Annotated in this window: 12 protein-coding genes; 3 read left to right on the top strand and 9 right to left on the bottom strand. The window is 38.9% G+C overall.

What is annotated here, in order from left to right:
• Nucleotides 1–60: 60 nt before the first annotated feature.
• Nucleotides 61–1,086, bottom strand: coding sequence for a winged helix-turn-helix domain-containing protein (locus GSQ84_RS26650; RefSeq protein WP_158800443.1), 1,026 nt, complete (start codon nucleotides 1,084–1,086; stop codon nucleotides 61–63).
• 535 nt (nucleotides 1,087–1,621) lie between these two features.
• On the opposite strand from GSQ84_RS26650, the gene GSQ84_RS26645 reads away from it, so the two are divergent.
• A complete protein-coding gene (locus GSQ84_RS26645; protein ID WP_158800442.1) occupies nucleotides 1,622–4,066 on the top strand; it encodes an outer membrane beta-barrel family protein in 2,445 nt (814 codons plus the stop codon).
• A 282-nt stretch (nucleotides 4,067–4,348) separates the two neighbouring features.
• On the opposite strand, the gene GSQ84_RS26640 is transcribed toward GSQ84_RS26645, so the two are convergent.
• The gene (locus GSQ84_RS26640) at nucleotides 4,349–4,828 is read right to left on the bottom strand and encodes an Lrp/AsnC family transcriptional regulator (RefSeq protein WP_158800441.1); all 480 of its coding nucleotides are present in this window, start codon (nucleotides 4,826–4,828) and stop codon (nucleotides 4,349–4,351) included.
• 346 nt (nucleotides 4,829–5,174) lie between these two features.
• Here GSQ84_RS26640 and GSQ84_RS26635 point away from each other — a divergent pair, with 346 nt between their 5' ends.
• Nucleotides 5,175–6,287, top strand: a complete 1,113-nt coding sequence (locus GSQ84_RS26635; protein WP_158800440.1) for a DNA alkylation repair protein — start codon at nucleotides 5,175–5,177, stop codon at nucleotides 6,285–6,287.
• 128 nt (nucleotides 6,288–6,415) lie between these two features.
• On the opposite strand, the gene GSQ84_RS26630 is transcribed toward GSQ84_RS26635, so the two are convergent.
• Nucleotides 6,416–7,744: an outer membrane beta-barrel protein gene (locus GSQ84_RS26630; protein ID WP_158800439.1), complete on the bottom strand. Its 1,329-nt coding sequence runs from the start codon at nucleotides 7,742–7,744 to the stop codon at nucleotides 6,416–6,418.
• A gap of 452 nt (nucleotides 7,745–8,196) precedes the next feature.
• Between GSQ84_RS26630 and GSQ84_RS26625 the strand changes: the two genes are divergently transcribed.
• Nucleotides 8,197–8,859: an epimerase gene (locus GSQ84_RS26625; RefSeq protein WP_158800438.1), complete on the top strand. Its 663-nt coding sequence runs from the start codon at nucleotides 8,197–8,199 to the stop codon at nucleotides 8,857–8,859.
• 112 nt (nucleotides 8,860–8,971) lie between these two features.
• Here the strand turns inward: GSQ84_RS26625 and GSQ84_RS26620 are convergent, their stop codons facing one another.
• The 6 genes from GSQ84_RS26620 to GSQ84_RS26595 form a co-directional block, all read right to left on the bottom strand.
• On the bottom strand, nucleotides 8,972–10,549 hold the full coding sequence (locus tag GSQ84_RS26620; protein WP_158800437.1) for a PepSY domain-containing protein: 1,578 nt from the start codon (nucleotides 10,547–10,549) through the stop codon (nucleotides 8,972–8,974).
• 10 nt (nucleotides 10,550–10,559) lie between these two features.
• Nucleotides 10,560–12,881 carry a TonB-dependent receptor gene (locus GSQ84_RS26615; RefSeq protein ID WP_158800436.1) on the bottom strand — a complete coding sequence of 774 codons (2,322 nt, stop codon included), beginning with the start codon at nucleotides 12,879–12,881 and terminating at the stop codon, nucleotides 10,560–10,562.
• A gap of 98 nt (nucleotides 12,882–12,979) precedes the next feature.
• Nucleotides 12,980–13,366, bottom strand: a complete 387-nt coding sequence (locus GSQ84_RS26610; RefSeq protein ID WP_254070998.1) for a hypothetical protein — start codon at nucleotides 13,364–13,366, stop codon at nucleotides 12,980–12,982.
• 365 nt (nucleotides 13,367–13,731) lie between these two features.
• The gene (locus GSQ84_RS26605; protein ID WP_158800435.1) at nucleotides 13,732–14,949 is read right to left on the bottom strand and encodes an alpha/beta hydrolase-fold protein; all 1,218 of its coding nucleotides are present in this window, start codon (nucleotides 14,947–14,949) and stop codon (nucleotides 13,732–13,734) included.
• Between the two features lie 494 nt (nucleotides 14,950–15,443).
• The gene (locus GSQ84_RS26600; protein ID WP_254070997.1) at nucleotides 15,444–17,675 is read right to left on the bottom strand and encodes an alpha-galactosidase; all 2,232 of its coding nucleotides are present in this window, start codon (nucleotides 17,673–17,675) and stop codon (nucleotides 15,444–15,446) included.
• 49 nt (nucleotides 17,676–17,724) lie between these two features.
• On the bottom strand, nucleotides 17,725–19,233 hold the full coding sequence (locus tag GSQ84_RS26595; protein ID WP_158800434.1) for a glycoside hydrolase family 27 protein: 1,509 nt from the start codon (nucleotides 19,231–19,233) through the stop codon (nucleotides 17,725–17,727).
• Nucleotides 19,234–19,248 lie beyond the last annotated feature (15 nt).

The following is a 19,248-nucleotide window of genomic DNA, read 5'->3' as shown; positions in this document are numbered from 1 at the left end:
ATATTCGTTTTATCTGAAACGATTTTAATAATAAAAGTTAAAGAGCTATCAATCTAGATCTTAGAGTGAATTTCTAATAGTTACTTTAAACGGAATCTGTATACGTTCAACCGAATTTTTAAGCACAAGTTGTGCAGCTTGTTCACCCATCATCCTGAAATCTGTAGAAATGGTGGTTATGCCGTCCAGAATTACTTTTTTTATGGGGGTTTCATTATAAGAGATCACGCCAACATTTTTGCCCGGCTGAAAATTACCTTCAACAATTTTCTCAATCAAAAGTACAAGGTCATCTTCTACCAGGTTAATGTAAACGCAGCCAGCTTCAATTTGTTCCTGGTGCAGGCAGTTCAGAATTTGATGTTTAAAATCATGTTGCCGGCAAAAACGGGTAAATCCGGAAAGGATCATTTTCGAATAGTAAGTATGCTGGGGGAAGATAATCTTTAATGTATGGTATTTATTCAGTCTTTCCCTGAGCTGTTCCAGGGCAGAGAAAATATCGGATTCAAAATTTTCATATACGGCACCAAAATCCCCGTGTACGCCCTCTGCCAGTTTATCCATTAACACCAGCTTTTCTTTTGGTAATGTGTCTATTAATTTATACCCTAATTCCTTGTTTTCATTAAAATGGGGGATGATCACACATTTTGCATAATGATCAGCTTTCTCTTGTAAGAGTTTTTTAAAAACCTTATAGTCATTGTTATAAATATAAAAATCTATTACAGCATCGTTTCCTAAAGTAGCTGCAAACGCATCATAAATGAGCTTTTTATGGATGCTGAGCTTATTGAATAATAGCAGTATTTTTATGGGTTTATGAAAGGAAGTGTGTACAATAAAAAAACCTTTTCCAGCTACAGAACTCACTAAACCCAATCTTTTGAGTTCATTGTAGGCCCTTTCAATCGTACTTCTGGCAGTTTCCAGGGCACAGCTAAACTCATTGATAGAGGGAAGCAGATCATTTTTTTTGATCTGTCCGGATTGGATACCCTGTAAAACGGAATTAGTTAGCTGGCGGTATTTTGGAGTTATAGAGTGCTCGTCAATTCTAACAAATTTAATGATATTGTTCATATTAAATAGCCGATCATATGGTGTTTAAATTACTAAATCGGTTGACTTGAACCTATTGTGTAAAGAATATTTACATTCCTGAATGTCATCGGGTTAAAGAGTTAATCTATTTAACTTTTTTAAATTAAAATATGTTATCGGGATAATGACAATTAATTGATGAAGTAAACTACTCTTCCATTAATCCTTTAAAGATTGGCATAGTCTATGGTGTATAAAGGTTAATTACTGAACACAACTAAAAAATACTCAAATGAAAACATTCAGAAATCTAATGCTGCTGTTATTAACAACATCATTATTAAGTTCATGCTACGTTTACGATCCAGGAAGACCACCAAGACATAGACATTACCATGATGGCGGTTATTACCGTGGTTATTAGTAATTTTCAAAAGGCCGCAAATATTTTGCGGCCTTTTGCTTTTCTATCAAAAAAAAATAAATCATAGCACAGGAGAAAATTATCTTTTTTTCATTTGCTGTAACCTTTTAACTGATGTCTGCATCTTAAAGATGTAAATAAAAAGTTAAAATGAAAAAAACGCTCTACTCTATCCTCATATTCTCCTTAGGTTTTCTTAACCTCTCTACGGTGTATGCCCAAACCGGAAAGCTGACCGGTAAAGTGCTGGACGAAAAACGCAATAATTTATCTTATGCATCGGTAAGTCTTTTAAAGGCCAAAGATTCAACCGTGATCAAAGGATCTATCACCGAAGACAATGGGGTTTATCTTTTCTCCAATCTGTTGGATGGCGAATATCTGGTTGCGATCAATATGGTTGGATATGCTAAAGTATTCAAAGGTCCTTATGCCATCAATACCGCACATCAGGTTTATACCATCGCTAATGTAGAATTAGCACCAACATCAAAACAGCTCAATGGCGTTAACATTGTAAGTAAAAAACCACTGGTTGAAAGACAAGTGGATAAAACCGTATTAAATATCGAAAACAGTGTACTTGCTGCAGGCAATACCGCGCTTGAAATCTTACAAAAAGCTCCCGGAGTGGCCGTTGATAAAGATGGTAACATCAGTTTGAGAGGAAAGCAGGGGGTAACTGTAATGATTGATGGTAAACCTACTTACCTGTCCAGTGAACAGTTAGCTAATCTATTACGTTCTACCGAAGGTAATGCTATTCAAAGTATTGAGCTGATTACCAATCCTTCGGCAAAGTATGATGCTGCCGGTAATTCGGGGATTATTAATATTAAACTCAAGAAAAACAGCAATTATGGTACAAATGGTTCTGTTACTGCTGGAGGAGGTTATGGAAGATACTATAAAGCCAATGGAGGGTTTTCGCTAAACCACAGGGAAAAGAAATTCAATCTTTTCGGCGAATACAATTATAACAGGAGTAAGAGGTTTCACGATCTGGATATTATGCGTATTAACAATACCGCTACCGATCAGACTTATTTCAACCAGACAAGCACTTCAATACAACCGAGGCAAAATCACAATTATAAAGCCGGAATCGATTATTTTATCGATGATAACAATACCATCGGTGCAGCAGTAAACGGATATGTAAGTACGGGAAACAATGATGCTGATGTGTTAACCCTGATTGGAAGCCGCCCGCTGGAAACAGACTCTTCTGTAGTTGCTTTTAACCCGAATAGTTACAAGTACACCGGGATTACCTATAACCTTAATTACAAAGGAAAAATTGATACCGCTGGCCAGGAAATCACTGCTGATGCAGATTATTCAAGATATCTTGGAAGCCAGAATTACGGCTATAATAATAATTACCTGAATGCTGATGGTAATGTGTACAAAGCACCCTATATATTTAGAAATTCTACTCCTACAGCGGTTAAGATATGGGCTGCCAAGGTTGATTATACTTATCCGTTCAGTAAAAAAATGAAGCTTGATGCCGGATTGAAAAGTAGCGTGGTGAATACAGATAACAACTCTATTTTTGATAACCTGATTGATAATAACTGGCAGAGTGATGTTACGCGTAGTAACCAGTTTCTTTACAATGAGAATATCAATGCCGGATATTTGAACCTTAACCGTGAATTTACCGGGACTACTTTGCAATTGGGGTTAAGGGCAGAGCAAACCAATTCTAAAGGTAATTCTATCACTGAACAAAAGGTAGTAAACCGTCATTATTTTAATCTTTTCCCTACGCTATTTGTGAATCATGTGCTTTCAAAAGATAATGAAATTGGATTCTCCTTCAGCAGGAGAATAGACCGTCCTGATTATGAATCGCTAAACCCATTTATCAATTTCGTAGATCTTTATACCTATGGCATAGGTAATCCTTTTCTGAATCCGCAATACACCAACTCATTTGAAATTACTTACTCTTATAAAAAGACAGTCAATGTCACAATGGGTTATAGTCACACCAGTGATGCGATTACCAGGGTGCTCTTGTCAGATACGCTAAAGAAAACACTATACATCACTTCCGAAAACCTGGCAGAAAAAAAATCATATAACCTGAATATCAATTCCCCTATTCCAATTATTAAATGGTGGACCACCAATAATAACCTGACTGTATTTTATAACCAGTTCAGTACCCCTAATTTACTGGGATCACCTTATAAAAGTGGTAAACTTGCCTTTCAGGCGAATACCAATCAAACCGTTAGCCTGAATACAACTACTAATTTAGAGCTCTCTGCACATTACCAATCATCGCTGGTAGAAGGAACGCTGTTCATGAAACCTCAGTATGGTATAGATCTCGGGGCCAGCAAGTCCTTTGCAAACAAAAAATTTAATGTAAAACTAGCAGCCAATGATGTTTTTAACCTCGAGAAATGGCGTGTCACAAGTGCTTTGCCCGGTCAGAACTATAGTGTGAATGAAAAACAGGAAAGCAGGGTTTTTCGCTTAACCTGTACCTACCGGTTTGGCAGCAATACGATCAAAGGGGCTAGTCAGCGTTCCAAAAGTTCTGATGCGGAAGCAAACCGGGTAAGATCGGGGGGCTAGATTGCCCCCTGAAAATGTCTATCGGGTTAGAAGAGTTAACAACTTTATTTTGTTTAGCCGGGTTGACCTGATCCTATTCAGTAAATTCAAAATACGTAAAGTCTAAAAGCAGGAAAATTTCCTAAACTTTTTTAGCGACTAAAAATTAAGAATTTATCTACCCAATTTTACATCATCAACAACGACCTATCGATTGAAGATTTAGTATAGTTTGAAGAGTTACCCGATGGTGGATGCCAGAGGTAAATAGGTAAATAATAGTTAATAATCTAAAGGCCGGCGCTAGCCGGCCTTTAAAGTGATAGGTAATCCTATTTCTGCTTTTGCCTGTGAAATGACCAGTGAACTGTGTACACTTCCAACGTTCTCCAGCACGGAAATCTTTTTACGGAGAAAATCATTGTAAGCATGCATATCAGGAATCATAATTTTTAACATAAAATCATATTTCCCGGTGATATGGTAACATTCTAAAACTTCAGGGAATTCAATTACACTTTGCTGGAAAGAAGTCAAGGCATCTTCTCCATGATTATTCAGCGAAATATGAGGAAAGGCCACCATACTGCTGGTTATTTTTTCCCTGTCCAATACTGCGACATATTTTTTGATATAGCCCATTTCTTCCAGGCGTTTTCTCCGGTCAAAAATTGGAGAAATCGTTCTGTTAAGATTGTATGCAAGTTCTTTGTTTGTTAATCTTCCGTTTTCCTGTAGTAGATTTAATATACCCAAATCCGTAGGGTCTAAATGCGAGTCCATGATAATTGACTTAATATAGAATATTTGGTTCGGCGGTTGGTTAATGCTTCAAATATATGATTTTTAGTGGTTTGCATGCAAGAATGATCGCTAAAAAATGAAAAAAAAAGCTCACTTGTTACTACCTCAGGATAAATAATAATCTGAAAAAAATTAAGTGTCATTTGCTATTTATTACATCCTGTTTTCTTTTCGGTTTTATATATTGAATGAGAATTCCCTTAATCAGGATGCTAAATCATTTTTGTAAATGAACCCGGATAAAAGCAGAAAATTATAATTTCATTCATTTCTGCTGTTGCTTATCCCTCTACAGAAGGGTAATTTGCAGCGAATTATTATTTATATGGGCTTAATTAAAGAAATCTATTCCAAATCATTTTATAATAGGTTTGCAGATACGCTGCTGGAAGTAATTCCTGCTTTCAATAAACAGGAGTTTATGACGGTGATTTTTGGCGACGGTTTTGAAGAGAAGGAATGGAAAGACCGAATGAAACATACCACCAGGATATTTCATCAGTTTCTTCCGGCAGATTTTCCCACAGCCGTTCAGTTGATAGAAAAGATCATTCATCAATTACGGAAGGACAATTTTGGAGAAGACGGACTGGCATTTGTTTTTCTTCCTGATTACATAGAGACCTATGGTCTGGATGATTATAATCATTCGGTAAAAGCCCTTGAATTTATTACTCAGTTTGTAAGCTGTGAATTTGCCGTCAGGCCTTTTATCCTGAAATATGGGGATCAAATGATTCAGCAGATGATCGTCTGGTCTAAACATGAAAACTATAAAGTAAGACGTTTCGCCAGTGAAGGAAGCCGGCCCCGCTTACCCTGGGCTATGGCCATACCAGCATTGAAAAAAGATCCAACACCGATCCTTCCGCTTTTAGAAAATCTGAAAAACGATCCTTCAGAATGGGTGAGAAGGAGTGTGGCCAATAACATCAATGATATTGCTAAAGACCATCCTGAGTTGGTAATCCGCATTGCGGATCAATGGAAAGGTATTTCTAAAGAAACTGATGCGATCATTAAACATGGCAGCCGCACACTGTTAAAAAGTGGTCATGCAGCTATCCTAAAACATTATGGCCTCGAAAGTGGAAATATAGAACTAACTGATTTTGAAGTGGCGACACCTGCGGTTAAAATAGGCGATAGTTTGGAATTTAGCTTTTCTGTGTTTAACAAGAATGCTGAAAGCCATACGATAAGACTGGAATATGGCATTTATTATCAAAAAGCTAGTGGTCAGCTGAACAGGAAGGTGTTTAAGATCAGCGAAAAAGTATATCAGCCAGCTGTAAAAACTAAAATTCAGCGGAAGCAATCATTTAAATTGATTACTACAAAGAAGTTTTATACAGGTGAACATCAGTTATCTATCATTGTCAATGGAGAAGAAAAAGAGATCAAAAACTTTAAGCTGGTAGAAGCCTGTCACTATTAATTGCCTTAATAACGGTAAGCCTGCAAAATTTAAAGTAGCTAAAGCGAATGCAATTGATGCATTAAAATATGAATGATCAAACAAACCGGATCGTCAATTGATTAATCCGGTTTGTTTGTTTATTTTAATTAAAAACGGACGATTAAATCCATTGCTGCGGTATACTGATCTTTTTTAGTTCCATTGTCATAAGGGGTAATGCCGTCCGCATAGGCACGTTCGTATCTGATCTCCGGACGTATCCTGATCAGGTTATTGAAGTAATGTACAAAGCCTATGGTATGACTCGAATATTTTGTCGCAAAGCCTGTACGGTTACCCTGAGGGTCATTTAGATAATCGTTACGCACTGATAAATAGTTTTTAGGAGAAAAGTAAACCTGGAAATAGTTAACCACGCCTACTGCATTGGTTGTTCCCGGAATAAGTGCACCCGGGCCTACGCCTTCATAAAATGATTGTCCGGGGCCGTTATTTACTGTACCGCCTACCAGCGCATGTTTTTGCCACATATAATATCCTTCTGTCATCATGTGAAAGGTATTGTTAAACTTGTGTCCCCATGTTGCAACCACCATTTGCAGGTCGTCATGCTGATTCGTATAATCTCCGCTACCTAGTGAGTTAATTCCTCCCCAGAGGCCATCGTTATTATCTTTAGATACCCATCGTACCATCAATAATCCATTTGGCTTTGCCGAATTACTCCATGGTGCCATGTCATTACCAGCATGTAAGGCTCCCTGAAGCTGCCAGTAAGTACCCAGCTTTAGTGTTCCCTGTACGCCTGTAAAAGTATAAGGGTCAACAGTAAACATAAGAGAGTGTGAATACAGGTAGTTATCAGTAGCCCATTGTGCTTCAATGTCTGCTGGTGAAATAAAACGACCTACCTTTACAATCAGACCATCGGCTACCTTTGGAAAATAAAGTATTCCATACAATTCAGCAGGGTCAAATCCATATTTGTTATTGTGTTTTAATAACTGGTCGCTAAAAATACCTTTACTGGTGGTATACCTGTAATCGGTACCAAATATGGTGGTAGAAAGAAAACCCCAGTCAAAATGATCTGTTTGAGTTGTATTTGGCTGTTTCTCAAACTTGATACCTGCCTGGTCCAATACTATACTGTTAGGCACCAGATTGTAAGAAGTAGGCGCATTTGAATGTTTTGAAGAACTCAGGTTACTACCTATATCCACCCATCCATATATTTTTACTTTGCTTTTGCTTAAACCTAATAATTTGGTCAGCGGATAATTTGGTGGAGTAGCATCTACACCTACCAGTGGTGAACCTACCCAGTCGGAAGAAGGAAAAGGAAGTGAAGGCAGAGGTGTAGGAAGAGAGCGAATAATAGTATCTTGTTTAATTTTAACTCCCGTTGCCTCTTGTTGTGCATTTACATGGAACGCAATAGCTGCCAGCGCTGCTATTAGTAGTTGTTTTTTCATTTTAATATTATTGTTTTTTAGCGGTTATGAAGCTATCATAAGCTTATTCATTACAGTTTGTAAGCGGAAAGCTTATGATGGTTTCATTTCAATTTATTTTATCAGTAGTATTTATTAGTTTTCCAATCTGGATTAAAATACTTTAACATTGAAACCCCTTATACTAAAAGAATGCCGTTGTGCCAGTTTAGCTCGAAATGCGTGTTCAGATCATTTTAAAACAGATTTTGTTTATTTCTTAGTTTTTGCTAAATAAAAAAGCCTTTCATTTTGAAAGGCTTTTTTTTCAGATCAGTCCATTTTAATTTTAGGTGCAGCGATAAGAACTTTGCAACAAAGTGAATTGGACTTTTCAACAAAACTGTTGATTCGTAATGAACCTATTTTTGTTTGCATCAAAATAGTTGACCAGAGAGTTGAAAAATAAGAGGTTAATATTAGTATATTGAATTATGGAAATCAAAGTTGTCATTACTGGTGCTACCGGCATGGTGGGAGAAGGCGTATTATTTGAATGCCTGGAACACCCGGATGTGAAAGAAGTACTTCTTATAGGCCGTAAGCCCTATGGTATGATACATCCAAAACTTAAAGAATGTATTGTACCCGATTTTTTTAAGCTGGATGGACTTGATGATCAGTTAACAGGTTATGATGCCTGTTTTTATTGTGCAGGAATAAGTTCATTAGGAATGGATGAACCAACATACACTTATATTACCTACGATACTACATTGCACTTTGCTAACAAACTGCTTAGCCTTAACCCTAAGATGATCTTTGATTTTATATCGGGCGGTCAGACTGATAGTTCTGAAAAGGGCAAAGTGATGTGGGCACGTGTAAAAGGCAAAACTGAAAATGCATTGATGAGGATGCCCTTTGAAAGGGTTTACAATTTCCGTCCCGGATTTATGAAACCAAAACCGGGACAGAAAAATATTAAAGGGTATTATAGGGTCATTAGTTTTTTATATCCTTTACTGAACCTTTTATTCCCAAAGCATGGCAATACCATCGGTGATCTTGGATTAGCTTTGATTAACAGTGTTCTAAAGGGATATGACAAACAGATACTGGAAACTAAAGATATTAAATTACTGGCCAAAGCTTAATCGGACAGCAGCTTCACAATAGGGGTTTAGGATATAAAAAGAGATCATTTTGATCTCTTTTTATGCATAACGCAAGAATAGCAGGGCAGAATTGATCGGTCAGATATTCTGATCAGGTTATTTTCATTTTTCGCTTTCTCCATTTGAAATAAAAGATCAGGCCAATAATTATCATCATGATCTGTAAGGCTGCTCCAATCATCGTACTGATGTCACGAATGGTTTTCCCGGCAAAATCCATATAATGATGTTTATGGAAAAGTGCAAAGCTATAGCCCTCATAAAGTTCTGCATCATTGGTGTTTTTAGCTAACACTCCGGTTGATGTTTCTATATACAGTCGTTGTTTATGGTTAAAGGGATAATCGATCTTCCAAACTGGCAGACGCTTATCTGTAAAATTATATTCATCCGTAAATTTCGTAGTGAGTTCGGCAGAAACGATTTTGTTGGGATCAGTATTGCTTAATTGAGTAGCCAGGCTTTTTGCATATTGTTCGTCACCATTCTTTAAAACTGAGAAATCAGCGGCATTTATATAAGTTACCAGAGCTGCATCGGCGCTCATCGTTTTCATTAAATCCTTGCTTTTGTGGCTTTTCTGATCACTTTGCAGATACACTTGCCAGTAGGTTTTGCCATCAAATTGAACAAGACCGATATTGGTAATTGGCTTTTTAACGATAGTCTGCAGTTTATTCAGATCGAGGTTAATGCTGGATGCAGCAAAACCATGGATAACACTCTTCATTTCTTTTTCTTCCCCGCCTAATTTGGAAAACGCATGATAAAAGCCACTAAAGGTGAACATCAGCGTAAAGAGCGATGCTATGATGGCAGTATAGCGGTGGTTGCGCCTGGCTTTGATTAGCGGATTACCAGGTACCTTTTTACTCTTAGTAGCAAAGAAAATATAAATACCCATTAGTGCAGTAAGAAAGCCCAAACCTGTAAAGAACATCTCTACGAATAATCTCCCCTTGCCTAAAAAATTTATCCATCCCCAGGTATGTACCAGATCAAAGAATTTGGTGAATGCTGCCCGGTTCTTGTCCACCGCAACTGCAAAGCGATCTTGTGCAGGTTCTACATACAGGCGGATACCATCATTACGCTTAAACTGTACTTTATAAACTGGTAGCAGGCAATAGATCGTTTTATATTCTTCGTCAAATTGAGTAACGAGGGAAGCGCCCTCAATAGGCGCTCCCGTTTTATTATTCAATACGGTGCTGGCTGCTTCACCGCAACAATCCATACCATCGCTCATTGGCATAGACATATCCATCGCGGGCATTTTATCTTTTTTAGAAGCGCCCTCTAAAAACAACCTGGCAATATATTGCGCATACAGCCAATCGCCCTTGGCTAGTATATTGCCGTTCTTCGTGCTAATATATAACAGGTTATATTTCCGACTGGTTTTAACCTGGTAGAACCAGTTGGTGTCGATATGAACCAGTCGCGTGCTATAAATACTGTCAATCTTATTTTGTTTTAATACCTGCTGTAAGCTCAGTTTGATCTTAGTGCTGTCGACGCTTTCTACGGGAATGCTCTGTGTAGTCATTGCCGGTCGCAGATTGGTCATGATGGGGTGCATAAAACCGCTCAATGCCCAGAGCAATACTGGTATTGCGATAATCAGCGAACAGATACGGTGCCATTTATAAATGTTTTTACGGATCATAAAATTTGATTTAATGTTTACCAAAATGATAAGCTAGTCCCAGGGTAAACGCTCTCGGATCGCCCAGGTTATAACTGTAAGAAGCTACCTTATTGGTTACTGAAGCTGTTGCCAGTGTGGCGTAATAAGTGTTAAATATATTCAGTGCGTTCACCCATATCTCGGCACGGCCAAGTTGATAACCTGCGCGGATATTGGTTATTTTAAAACCGTCGTAGGTAAACTGTTGCAGGTTGTCCATATAGTATTTGCCTACTACCTGTTCTTCCAGGCCGATACGGAGACCCTTGATGTAATGCGGTTTATAAACAGCCTCGGCATTACCCGTAAAGTGTGGTGCGTTAGCCATTTCATAACCGTTATAATTTACACCGCTGGCTACATAATTAACAAATTTATGCACGGCATTGGTACCGCTTACACGAAAATAAAGGTCGTCCGTTGGACGGTAACTGATGCCGTACTCAATGCCTTTATGACGGGTTGCGCCTGCATTTTGTGATTGGTTGGTATTATCCGGAAGACGAACATTGATGATTTCGTTGGTGCCGTTCATCAGGTATAGGCTATAGTCGATGTAAAGCTTGTTCTGTATCAGCGATAGCCAGCCACCAATCTCATAATTCTTAAAGGTTTGCGGTAGCAGGTAGGCGTTGTTAGTAGTTTTACTAAATACATCGGTGATCTGCGGTGGTACATAACCCTCACTATAGGTGCCATAAAAACCAATGCCGTGATAGTTATAGGTAAGGCCGATTTTTGGTGCCACTTTTCCGTAATCAGTGATTGTTGATGGGCCGCCTGTCACTTTGGAGCCGGGCAGGGAGTTGACAAAAGCGTATTGGAAGGCATCATAACGCAGGGCTGTTGAGAAGCGCAGGCCGGGTGCAACGGTGAAATCATAGTTTGCATACGAGCCAAAATTACTGATGAGGGTATGGTAATTAGCCAGTACGGAATCGGGATTGGTTTTAGTATAGCTTACATAATTGGTTGCCCCGTTTTGACTCTGTTTTTTAATCCATATAAAGTCCTCAAAAAACGATTGAGGGTCGAGCTCGGCACTGGTACCGATGATCAGCTTGCTGTTGAGGAATTTAAAATGCTGTACATGTTGTAAAAACAAACCGTAAGACTTAAAGGCATTGGTATTGATATTACCGCTGGCTGAGTCTGGTGAAATCGGGTTGCCGGCTTTGCCGCCGGTACGGTAAGTAGCGATAGAATAGGAGGGGTTCTGGGCAACCGAGTTATCCCTGTAAAGGAACGTTGCGCTGGTTGTGCCGTTAGCGCTCCATTTATGGCTAATGGTTGATCTTGCCCGCAGGGCAGTTACTTTACGATAGGTAAAAAAAGCTTGCGCGGCATAGTTCTTTCGGGCAAAATGGGTGCTGTCCAGGCTTCCGTACATATCGCTGAAATAATTGATATAAGAAACGCTGTTTGTCCAGACCGTAGCACTATCAATTTGATAATCCATTCGGGCGGTCACCGCAGTCTTGTGGAAATCACTGTATTGGATTGGCCCATTGGTCTGGTTGGCATAATAACCGCTAACGATAAAGCCGACTTTGCCGGATGTTGTACCAATCTGTCCGTCAACGCGTTTATAGCCCTGGTTATTCAGCTGAGTGCTCAAATAACCAGATGTGTAAGCTGGTGGCGCTTGTGTGATAAGGTTAATGACCCCACCTATGGCTTCGGCGCCATACAGTGCAGATGATGGGCCTTTAATGATTTCGATAGTCTTTGCTGCCGCCATGTTCATTTCCAACAGGGCATTGTGGTTAAATACAGCCGATGTACGTAAAGGAAGGCCATCTTCGAGATATAGGAACAGGTTGTTGGTGTTCATCGGCTGGCGGATACTCATCTCGTGTTGCTCATTACCTAAGTTCACCATGTTCACACCACTCACTTTATTAACCAATTGATCGAGTCGCTGTGCCTTGGTATCCTGTATGGTTTGGCTGGAAATTGTAGCAATAGCAATAGGTGCCTCACTGCGTTTTTCAGCTGTGCGGTTAGCACTAACTACCACTTGATTTAATTGGCTGGTGCTGGATTGCAGGGCAATCGCTAACATATTGCCCTTGACTTCTACCAACCGGGTCTGATAACCCACAGATGTGATCTTTAAGATTTTGGTCTTTGTGTTGATCTTAAAACTACCGTCTGTAGCTGAAATTACAGCTATGCCGCTCGTATCAGCTATTGTTGCTGTTGGTATCGGTTCTTTAGTAAGGGCATCGAATATTTTACCGTGAATAGTTTGGGCAAATACATTTCCTGCAAAAAACATTGTGCAGATCAGAAATATAATTTTTTTCATAAAAAATATCATAACAAACGGCAGGGCAATACCCGTCCGGTTTGTTTTTGTAAAAAGAAAGATGGATAAGAATACCCGGAAAACGGGTAATAGAGATATTAAACGACCTGCTTAGGTGGTCTGAAGATAGCTTCAATATAGCTGCTGCTGTATTGATAAGCGTAATGTGTAAAAATGCTTTTGTGTACCTCTAAAATAATAGGTTCTGTAAAGGCAATCCGATGGGATTCCTGGAAAAAGGAAACTTCCATTTTGGTAAGGTTATCCTTAGCTTCCTGCTTTTTTTCATTTTTCTCGGCCTGTTTGACCTTATTCATTAAATAGCACTTGCCATCACAATGCAGCCAGGGTTTGTCCCGGTTGATACAGAGGTTCTCTGCGATGTATTTACGGTTCATCTCAAAACCTGCATACACGAAAAACATTGAGCAGGTAGAACTGATCAATGTAACAAGTAGCAATATAGCGATAAAACGTTTCAACATTTGCGGCCAAAGGTAGAGTATAATTTTCTAAATTAACCATAAGCGATATCACTTATTCATGAATAAGTTGTGGTTAAATAAAACAAATCCTTTAATCGATGATATAAAGATGCCGGGTGTGCTGTAAGTTACAGAGTATATAAAAATGCATTAGTGCTTATTTTCAAATCAAATCACTGCCAATCTGGTTTTTAGCAAAACGGTTTTTCAGCAATAATTTTACTGCATAAAAAAAGAGGCTTAAAACCTCTTTTTTTATGCAGTCGGGCTGGCAGAATATTTAACTTATTCAAAGGCGTAATTTAAGTATTCATATTTTATATCTGCTTTTGTCATTAAATTTATAAGGTTATAATAGGGCTCTGTTATTCTTTTTTTTCCTCATTTAATAACTTCTGCAATTTCTCCTTGCTTTCGGGAATTGGTTTCAACGTTAAAGCTTTTTTGAAACTCTCTATAGCTTTAGTTTTATCCCCGTTTTTAAGATAATAATCGCCAATTGAATCATAACAATTGCCACTGTTTGGATAGTTGGTAATGTTGAGTTTGAATAAAGTTTCTGCTTTTTTGAATTGATTGCTACCCATCATTTGATATCCAAGATTATTGATTTGGCTTTCATCTGGTTTGATATCATAACCCATTTGTTCAGAAACATTCTTGTAATGCGCAACCAGTAATGCATCTAATTTGAAATCAGGATCTTTTAATTCGCTGTCGTAAATTTTAAGTTTATAAAACTCAAAGATAAATCGAAGTGCATCATATTCCCCGATCAATCTTACTGAAGGGTGATTGTCATTTTCGTAAAACTTGTATTTGAAACGCAATTGGTTCTTTTTGTTTTTAGATAGGTCTCTGATGAATTCTAAATTACTACGGATAAGGGCGGTAGACCCACTAGTATCTTTTTGAACACTTAGTGTATCTACTCCTCTTTCCAGACGATTGGCCATGGCGATAAACAATGTTTTTCCTTTATAATTTTGATTGGGTAAAATCGTTTTTGCTTCTTTTACATTTTTTTGATTATCCCACCACAAAGATCCATCGAGAGAAACATAGGAATTGAATAAATTCGGTTTATGAAGGAAAGTGTTTATAACTGTTAAGCCCCCAAGGGAATGACCAATAAAGGTTTTATAAGATGTGGTCGGATAAGTCACATCGATATAAGGAATAAGTTCTTTCTCTACAAAAGACATGAATTTTTCACCATTGCCAACAACTCCAGGCAATTCTTTGTCGGCACCAATTGTTAGTTCGCTCACTCTATTTGAAGGTACGATTCCAACCACAATCATTGGCGGACAAAGGCTGTATTCACTCATATGTTCTGTAATACTTACAACGGTATTGAAATTTTCACTTCCATCTAATAAATAGATTACAGGATAACGTCCGTTGTTTTTGTTTTTATTTCCTCCGTTGCTATTAGGAATATGTATCCAAATTTTACGCTCCTGTCCCAAGATCTTTGAAGGAAGCGTTTCCTCGAATCCAGTAGTAAAGGGGTTAATTTCTTGTGCGTAGATACCACAGGAAAATAATAAGAAAAGAATTGAGCAGAAAAAAGATTTCATGAAATGGTTTTGTTAGCGTTGAATAATAGTAAATATTGAAGTGTTTTTTAAAGATATCTTAATAGACACTTATTTCTTAGCCACGTTACAAATACTTCACAAATATTTTCTTTGAATATCAATAAATGATACTATAAGTGCTGTAGATCTTTTTTAGGAATTAAATACTGATTTTAATTTATTTTAGAGAAATTATAAAAGATAGGGTTTATGAGTTGATGCCCTTTTGGCATTGATTCGAAATTGTCATCCGCAAAGTAAAAAAGGTAATAAAAAAAGAGATCATTTGATCTCTTTTTTTATTAGTATCGGGATGATATTAAGACCCATTAAGATGTTGATTATATGTGGTTTCAGTGTTAAAGTTTGATTTGAATATTACTCCGTTGATTAACGATATTTGTTTGTGATCGAGTGTATAAGAACCATCCATAAGTTTGATGCCGAAAATGTCATACAACAATCGCGTTGAAAACAATTATAGCTCATTTACCTTATTTCACCTCATCAATCTCCAAAATTACACTTGCCCGATGTGCATTTACAACTGGGTTAATACCAACCTTCATTAAAAAGTCACCAGTAAAAATAAGAGTTTCATTGATAGCCGACTTAGTTCCCGGGTACAGGTTTACTTCTTTGACCGTATATCTTTTATCAGGATTAAGGCCTTTTAATGGAATAGGCAGGTGACTACCCGCGTCATAACGGTTGCTTACCAAATAATTAAACATAATGGATTTGCTGTGATCCTCGCTTAAATAAAGAACCGAAGCCAAATCATTTTGCCAGGGGCTTAGTAACCGGTACTGGTCGCCGTGCCAAACCACGTCACTAAAACCTTTGTAAGTTTGTATGGCTTGCTGGCAAAACTGCAATTCATCGGCATTCAACTTGCTTACCATGATATCAAAACCTAGCTTGCCCATCATTGCTACATCTGTCCTGAATTTAATGGGTTGTTTGCCCCAGTCTGTAACATGGTTATCAGACGTTATTGCCGGATAAAAGTAGGAGTATTCGTATTGGATGAAAACCCTTTCTAAAGGATCTGTATTGTCACTTGGCCAAAACTCGGTAAAGTATTTTAAAGCACCATAATCAACCCGGCCGCCTCCGCCAGAACAAAGCATCATCGGCACTTTTGGATATTTAGCACGAACACGCGCGAGAACGCTGTACAGCCCTCTTACATAATCAATGTATAAATGCGACTGCTTTTTTTCATACGCTGAATACGCATTATAAATCACAGCGTTACAATCCCATTTGATAAAACCGAGCTGGGGATTTTTAGTGAATAGGTTATCAAGAATGCCAAAAACAAAATCCTGAACTTTAGGGTTGCTTAAATCCAAAACGTTCTGGTTTCTGTAAAGATAGTCTTCACGGTTTGGCTGTTTGATCACCCAATCCGGGTGTTTTTCGTTCAGCTCACTTTTAGGATTCACCATTTCTGGTTCTATCCAAATACCAAACTTTACATCATTATTTTGCGCCTCTTTAACCAGGTAACCAATTCCACTTGGCAATTTTGCTTTATTTTCTTTCCAGTCGCCCAAACCTGCATTGTCGCTATTTCTCGGATATTTATTGCCAAACCAGCCATCGTCAAGTAGAAAAACATCTGTTCCAAGCTTTTTCGTATCTTTTAATAAAGCTGCCAATTTGGTTTCATTAAAGTCAAAGAAAGTAGATTCCCAATTATTGAGGATAGTTAAGCGCGCGCCTTTTCCGTCTACGATCTGAAAATCTCTTGCCCATCGTTGTAAATTTCTACTGGCGTTTCCTTTTCCTTCTTCAGAATAGGTGTAGAGAAAAGCTGGTGTTTTAAATTCTTCTCCTGGTTTCAAGGAATACTCAGAAGCGTAGGGATTCATCCCCGCAATCAACCGGAGGTTTTTTGTCGGATCAACTTCCAGGTCGATTTTAAAATTGCCCGACCATTCCAGGGATCCTAATAACACTTTGCCCTCATCTTCCGTTGCAGGTTTATCAAAAGAAACCATAAAGGAAGGTGGCTGAAAGAGATCAGTACGTGTTCCTAATTTAGAATCCAGCGTTTTAATTCCGGCCGTAAGTTCTGATTCCTGCGGCTGCATTTCCCGTGCCCAATCACCATGAAACTGGTTCAGCCAGTAAGAATTAGCAGTCAAATACAAATTAGCTGAGGCGAACTTATGCAGGGTCACGTTGCCTTTTTCGGTTTGTTTAATCACCGACCATTGTTCTACCACATCATCATCAGCATAAACTCTATAATAAAGTGTTACGGTAAAAGCATAAACAGGATCTTTTAAAACGATGCTGGTTGTTGATACATTATTGGCTTCATTCTGCGTCTGATCGCTCACATATTGCAAATCAAGCGAAGTGTTGCCATTGGCATGAGTTACCTCTATGGCGGGCTCCAGTAAATTACGTGAACCAGCGGGCGTATAAGCAGAATTTGCAATTCCTGAAGGATCTGTTCCCTGGCGGCGCAGGGAGGGAATATTTGCATATTCATCACTATGAGCAAGTTTATGTCCGAAATAAATCATGGACACGCGCTTATTTGCCCCTACCTGCAAAGCCATTGCATTATGCCGCGTTTCTATCGTGATCACTTTATGAGCTTCTTGTGCCGAAGCCAGCATCGCTGCTGATGATAAAACAAATAAAAACAGGAATTTAGCTTGATTTAGCCAACGGGATTTAGCAATTATATTACTTTCTGGATTCATAATTGACTTTCTGGTTTAATAACAGGTGGTAGAATTAAATGCAAAGTTGTTATTTTTGTTCTTTTGATGTGCTCACTTTTAGTAAAACGCAGCCATGTGCGGGTACCTCAACTGTGTAATTATCTTTTGAAAGGCCAATATTTTTATGTAACCAAAGATCACGGACAGACACTGAACCGGTGATACCTGCGTCTGACCATTTAACGGTAATTTTTTGCGCACCATCACCCATGTTTACCAGACTCAGCGCATGCGTTCCATCAAACAATTGCCGGGACCAAACCTCACTGGTACCATTTTTTACGATTTGCGATGCTGCTTTTCCAAGCGGATCCTGATCTATGTCAATCACTTCATCATTCGACAACAGATCAACAGTGAATTTATCCAAACGGGTCATATCGCAACCAATTAGCAAGGGTGCCGATAACATGCTCCACATAGAGATGTGCAACAATTGCTCATTGGGTGTTAAACCTGTAGGATGGGTTTTGCCAAATCCAACAATACCCACCATTAGCATATCCGGATCGTTCCAGTGCCCGGGTGCAGAATAATTTTCGTGCCCAGCCTGGCTTTCAATAATTGATTTCAAGCTGTGCCAATTGTCGGTGATATCACCGGTAGTACGCCACGCATTACCGTTTACAGAAGGGTCACTGCCCCATTTCCAAACATCGCCCATGCCGTACTGGCAAAGCGAGTAAAGAATATCACGATTAACTTTTCCCAGTGAAGAGCCCATCACCTGATAAGGTTTCATGTAGGCTGCAATTGATTTATCGTCTTTAGCTATATCGCCATAGCTGCACCAATCATATTTTAAATAGTCGACCCCCCAGGCAGCATAGGTAACAGCATCCTGATCTTCGTGCTGGTAACTCGCAGTAAAGCCGGCACAGGTGAGTGTACCTGGTGAAGAGTAGATCCCAAAGCGCAATCCTTTTTTATGGATATAATTTGACAGGCCGGGCATATCCGGGAATTTTTTATTGGTCAGGATATTACCTTGAGCGTCGCGGCCTGCCTCCCAGGTGTCGTCTACATTGATATACAGATAACCATGAGCGGCCAAACCGGTGTTTATTAATTCGTCAGCCGCAGCTTTTACTTTCTCCTGATCAACAGCGCCTGCCCATACGTTCCATGAGTTCCAGCCCATAGGTGGTGTTAAGGCCAGTTTGTGTTCGCCGCCAACGATGGTGAATTGCCGATGGCCAGAACCCTTTGCCCCGCGCACGTTCAGGATTACTTCTGTTGTACCTTCGCCTGCCAGTGCACCGGAAATAACCCCGGTTTTTGTGTCCAAAATAAGCCCTTTAGGCAGGTTTTTAGCACTATATACCAATGGCCCTTTGCCGGTAACCGGAATCCGGAACAAAAATGGATGGCCCGGTGTTGCACCAATAATGCGGGCCCCGTGGATTTGTGGTAACTCACTTAGTTTTTGGGGTACGTATCTTGCCCCTGCGGCGGTTTTAACAGTAGTTTCCTGTGCTTTTAACGGTGACGCTAAAAAGCCGCATGCCAACAATGTTAAGATTGCTATAGTGCTCATTTTTTGATTTTGATA

It is taken from the genome of Pedobacter sp. L105, from assembly GCF_009765875.1.
In the GTDB taxonomy this organism is placed as follows: domain Bacteria; phylum Bacteroidota; class Bacteroidia; order Sphingobacteriales; family Sphingobacteriaceae; genus Pedobacter.
Note: the sequence above shows the minus strand (reverse complement) of the source record. Positions and strands in the feature narration are given on the sequence as shown.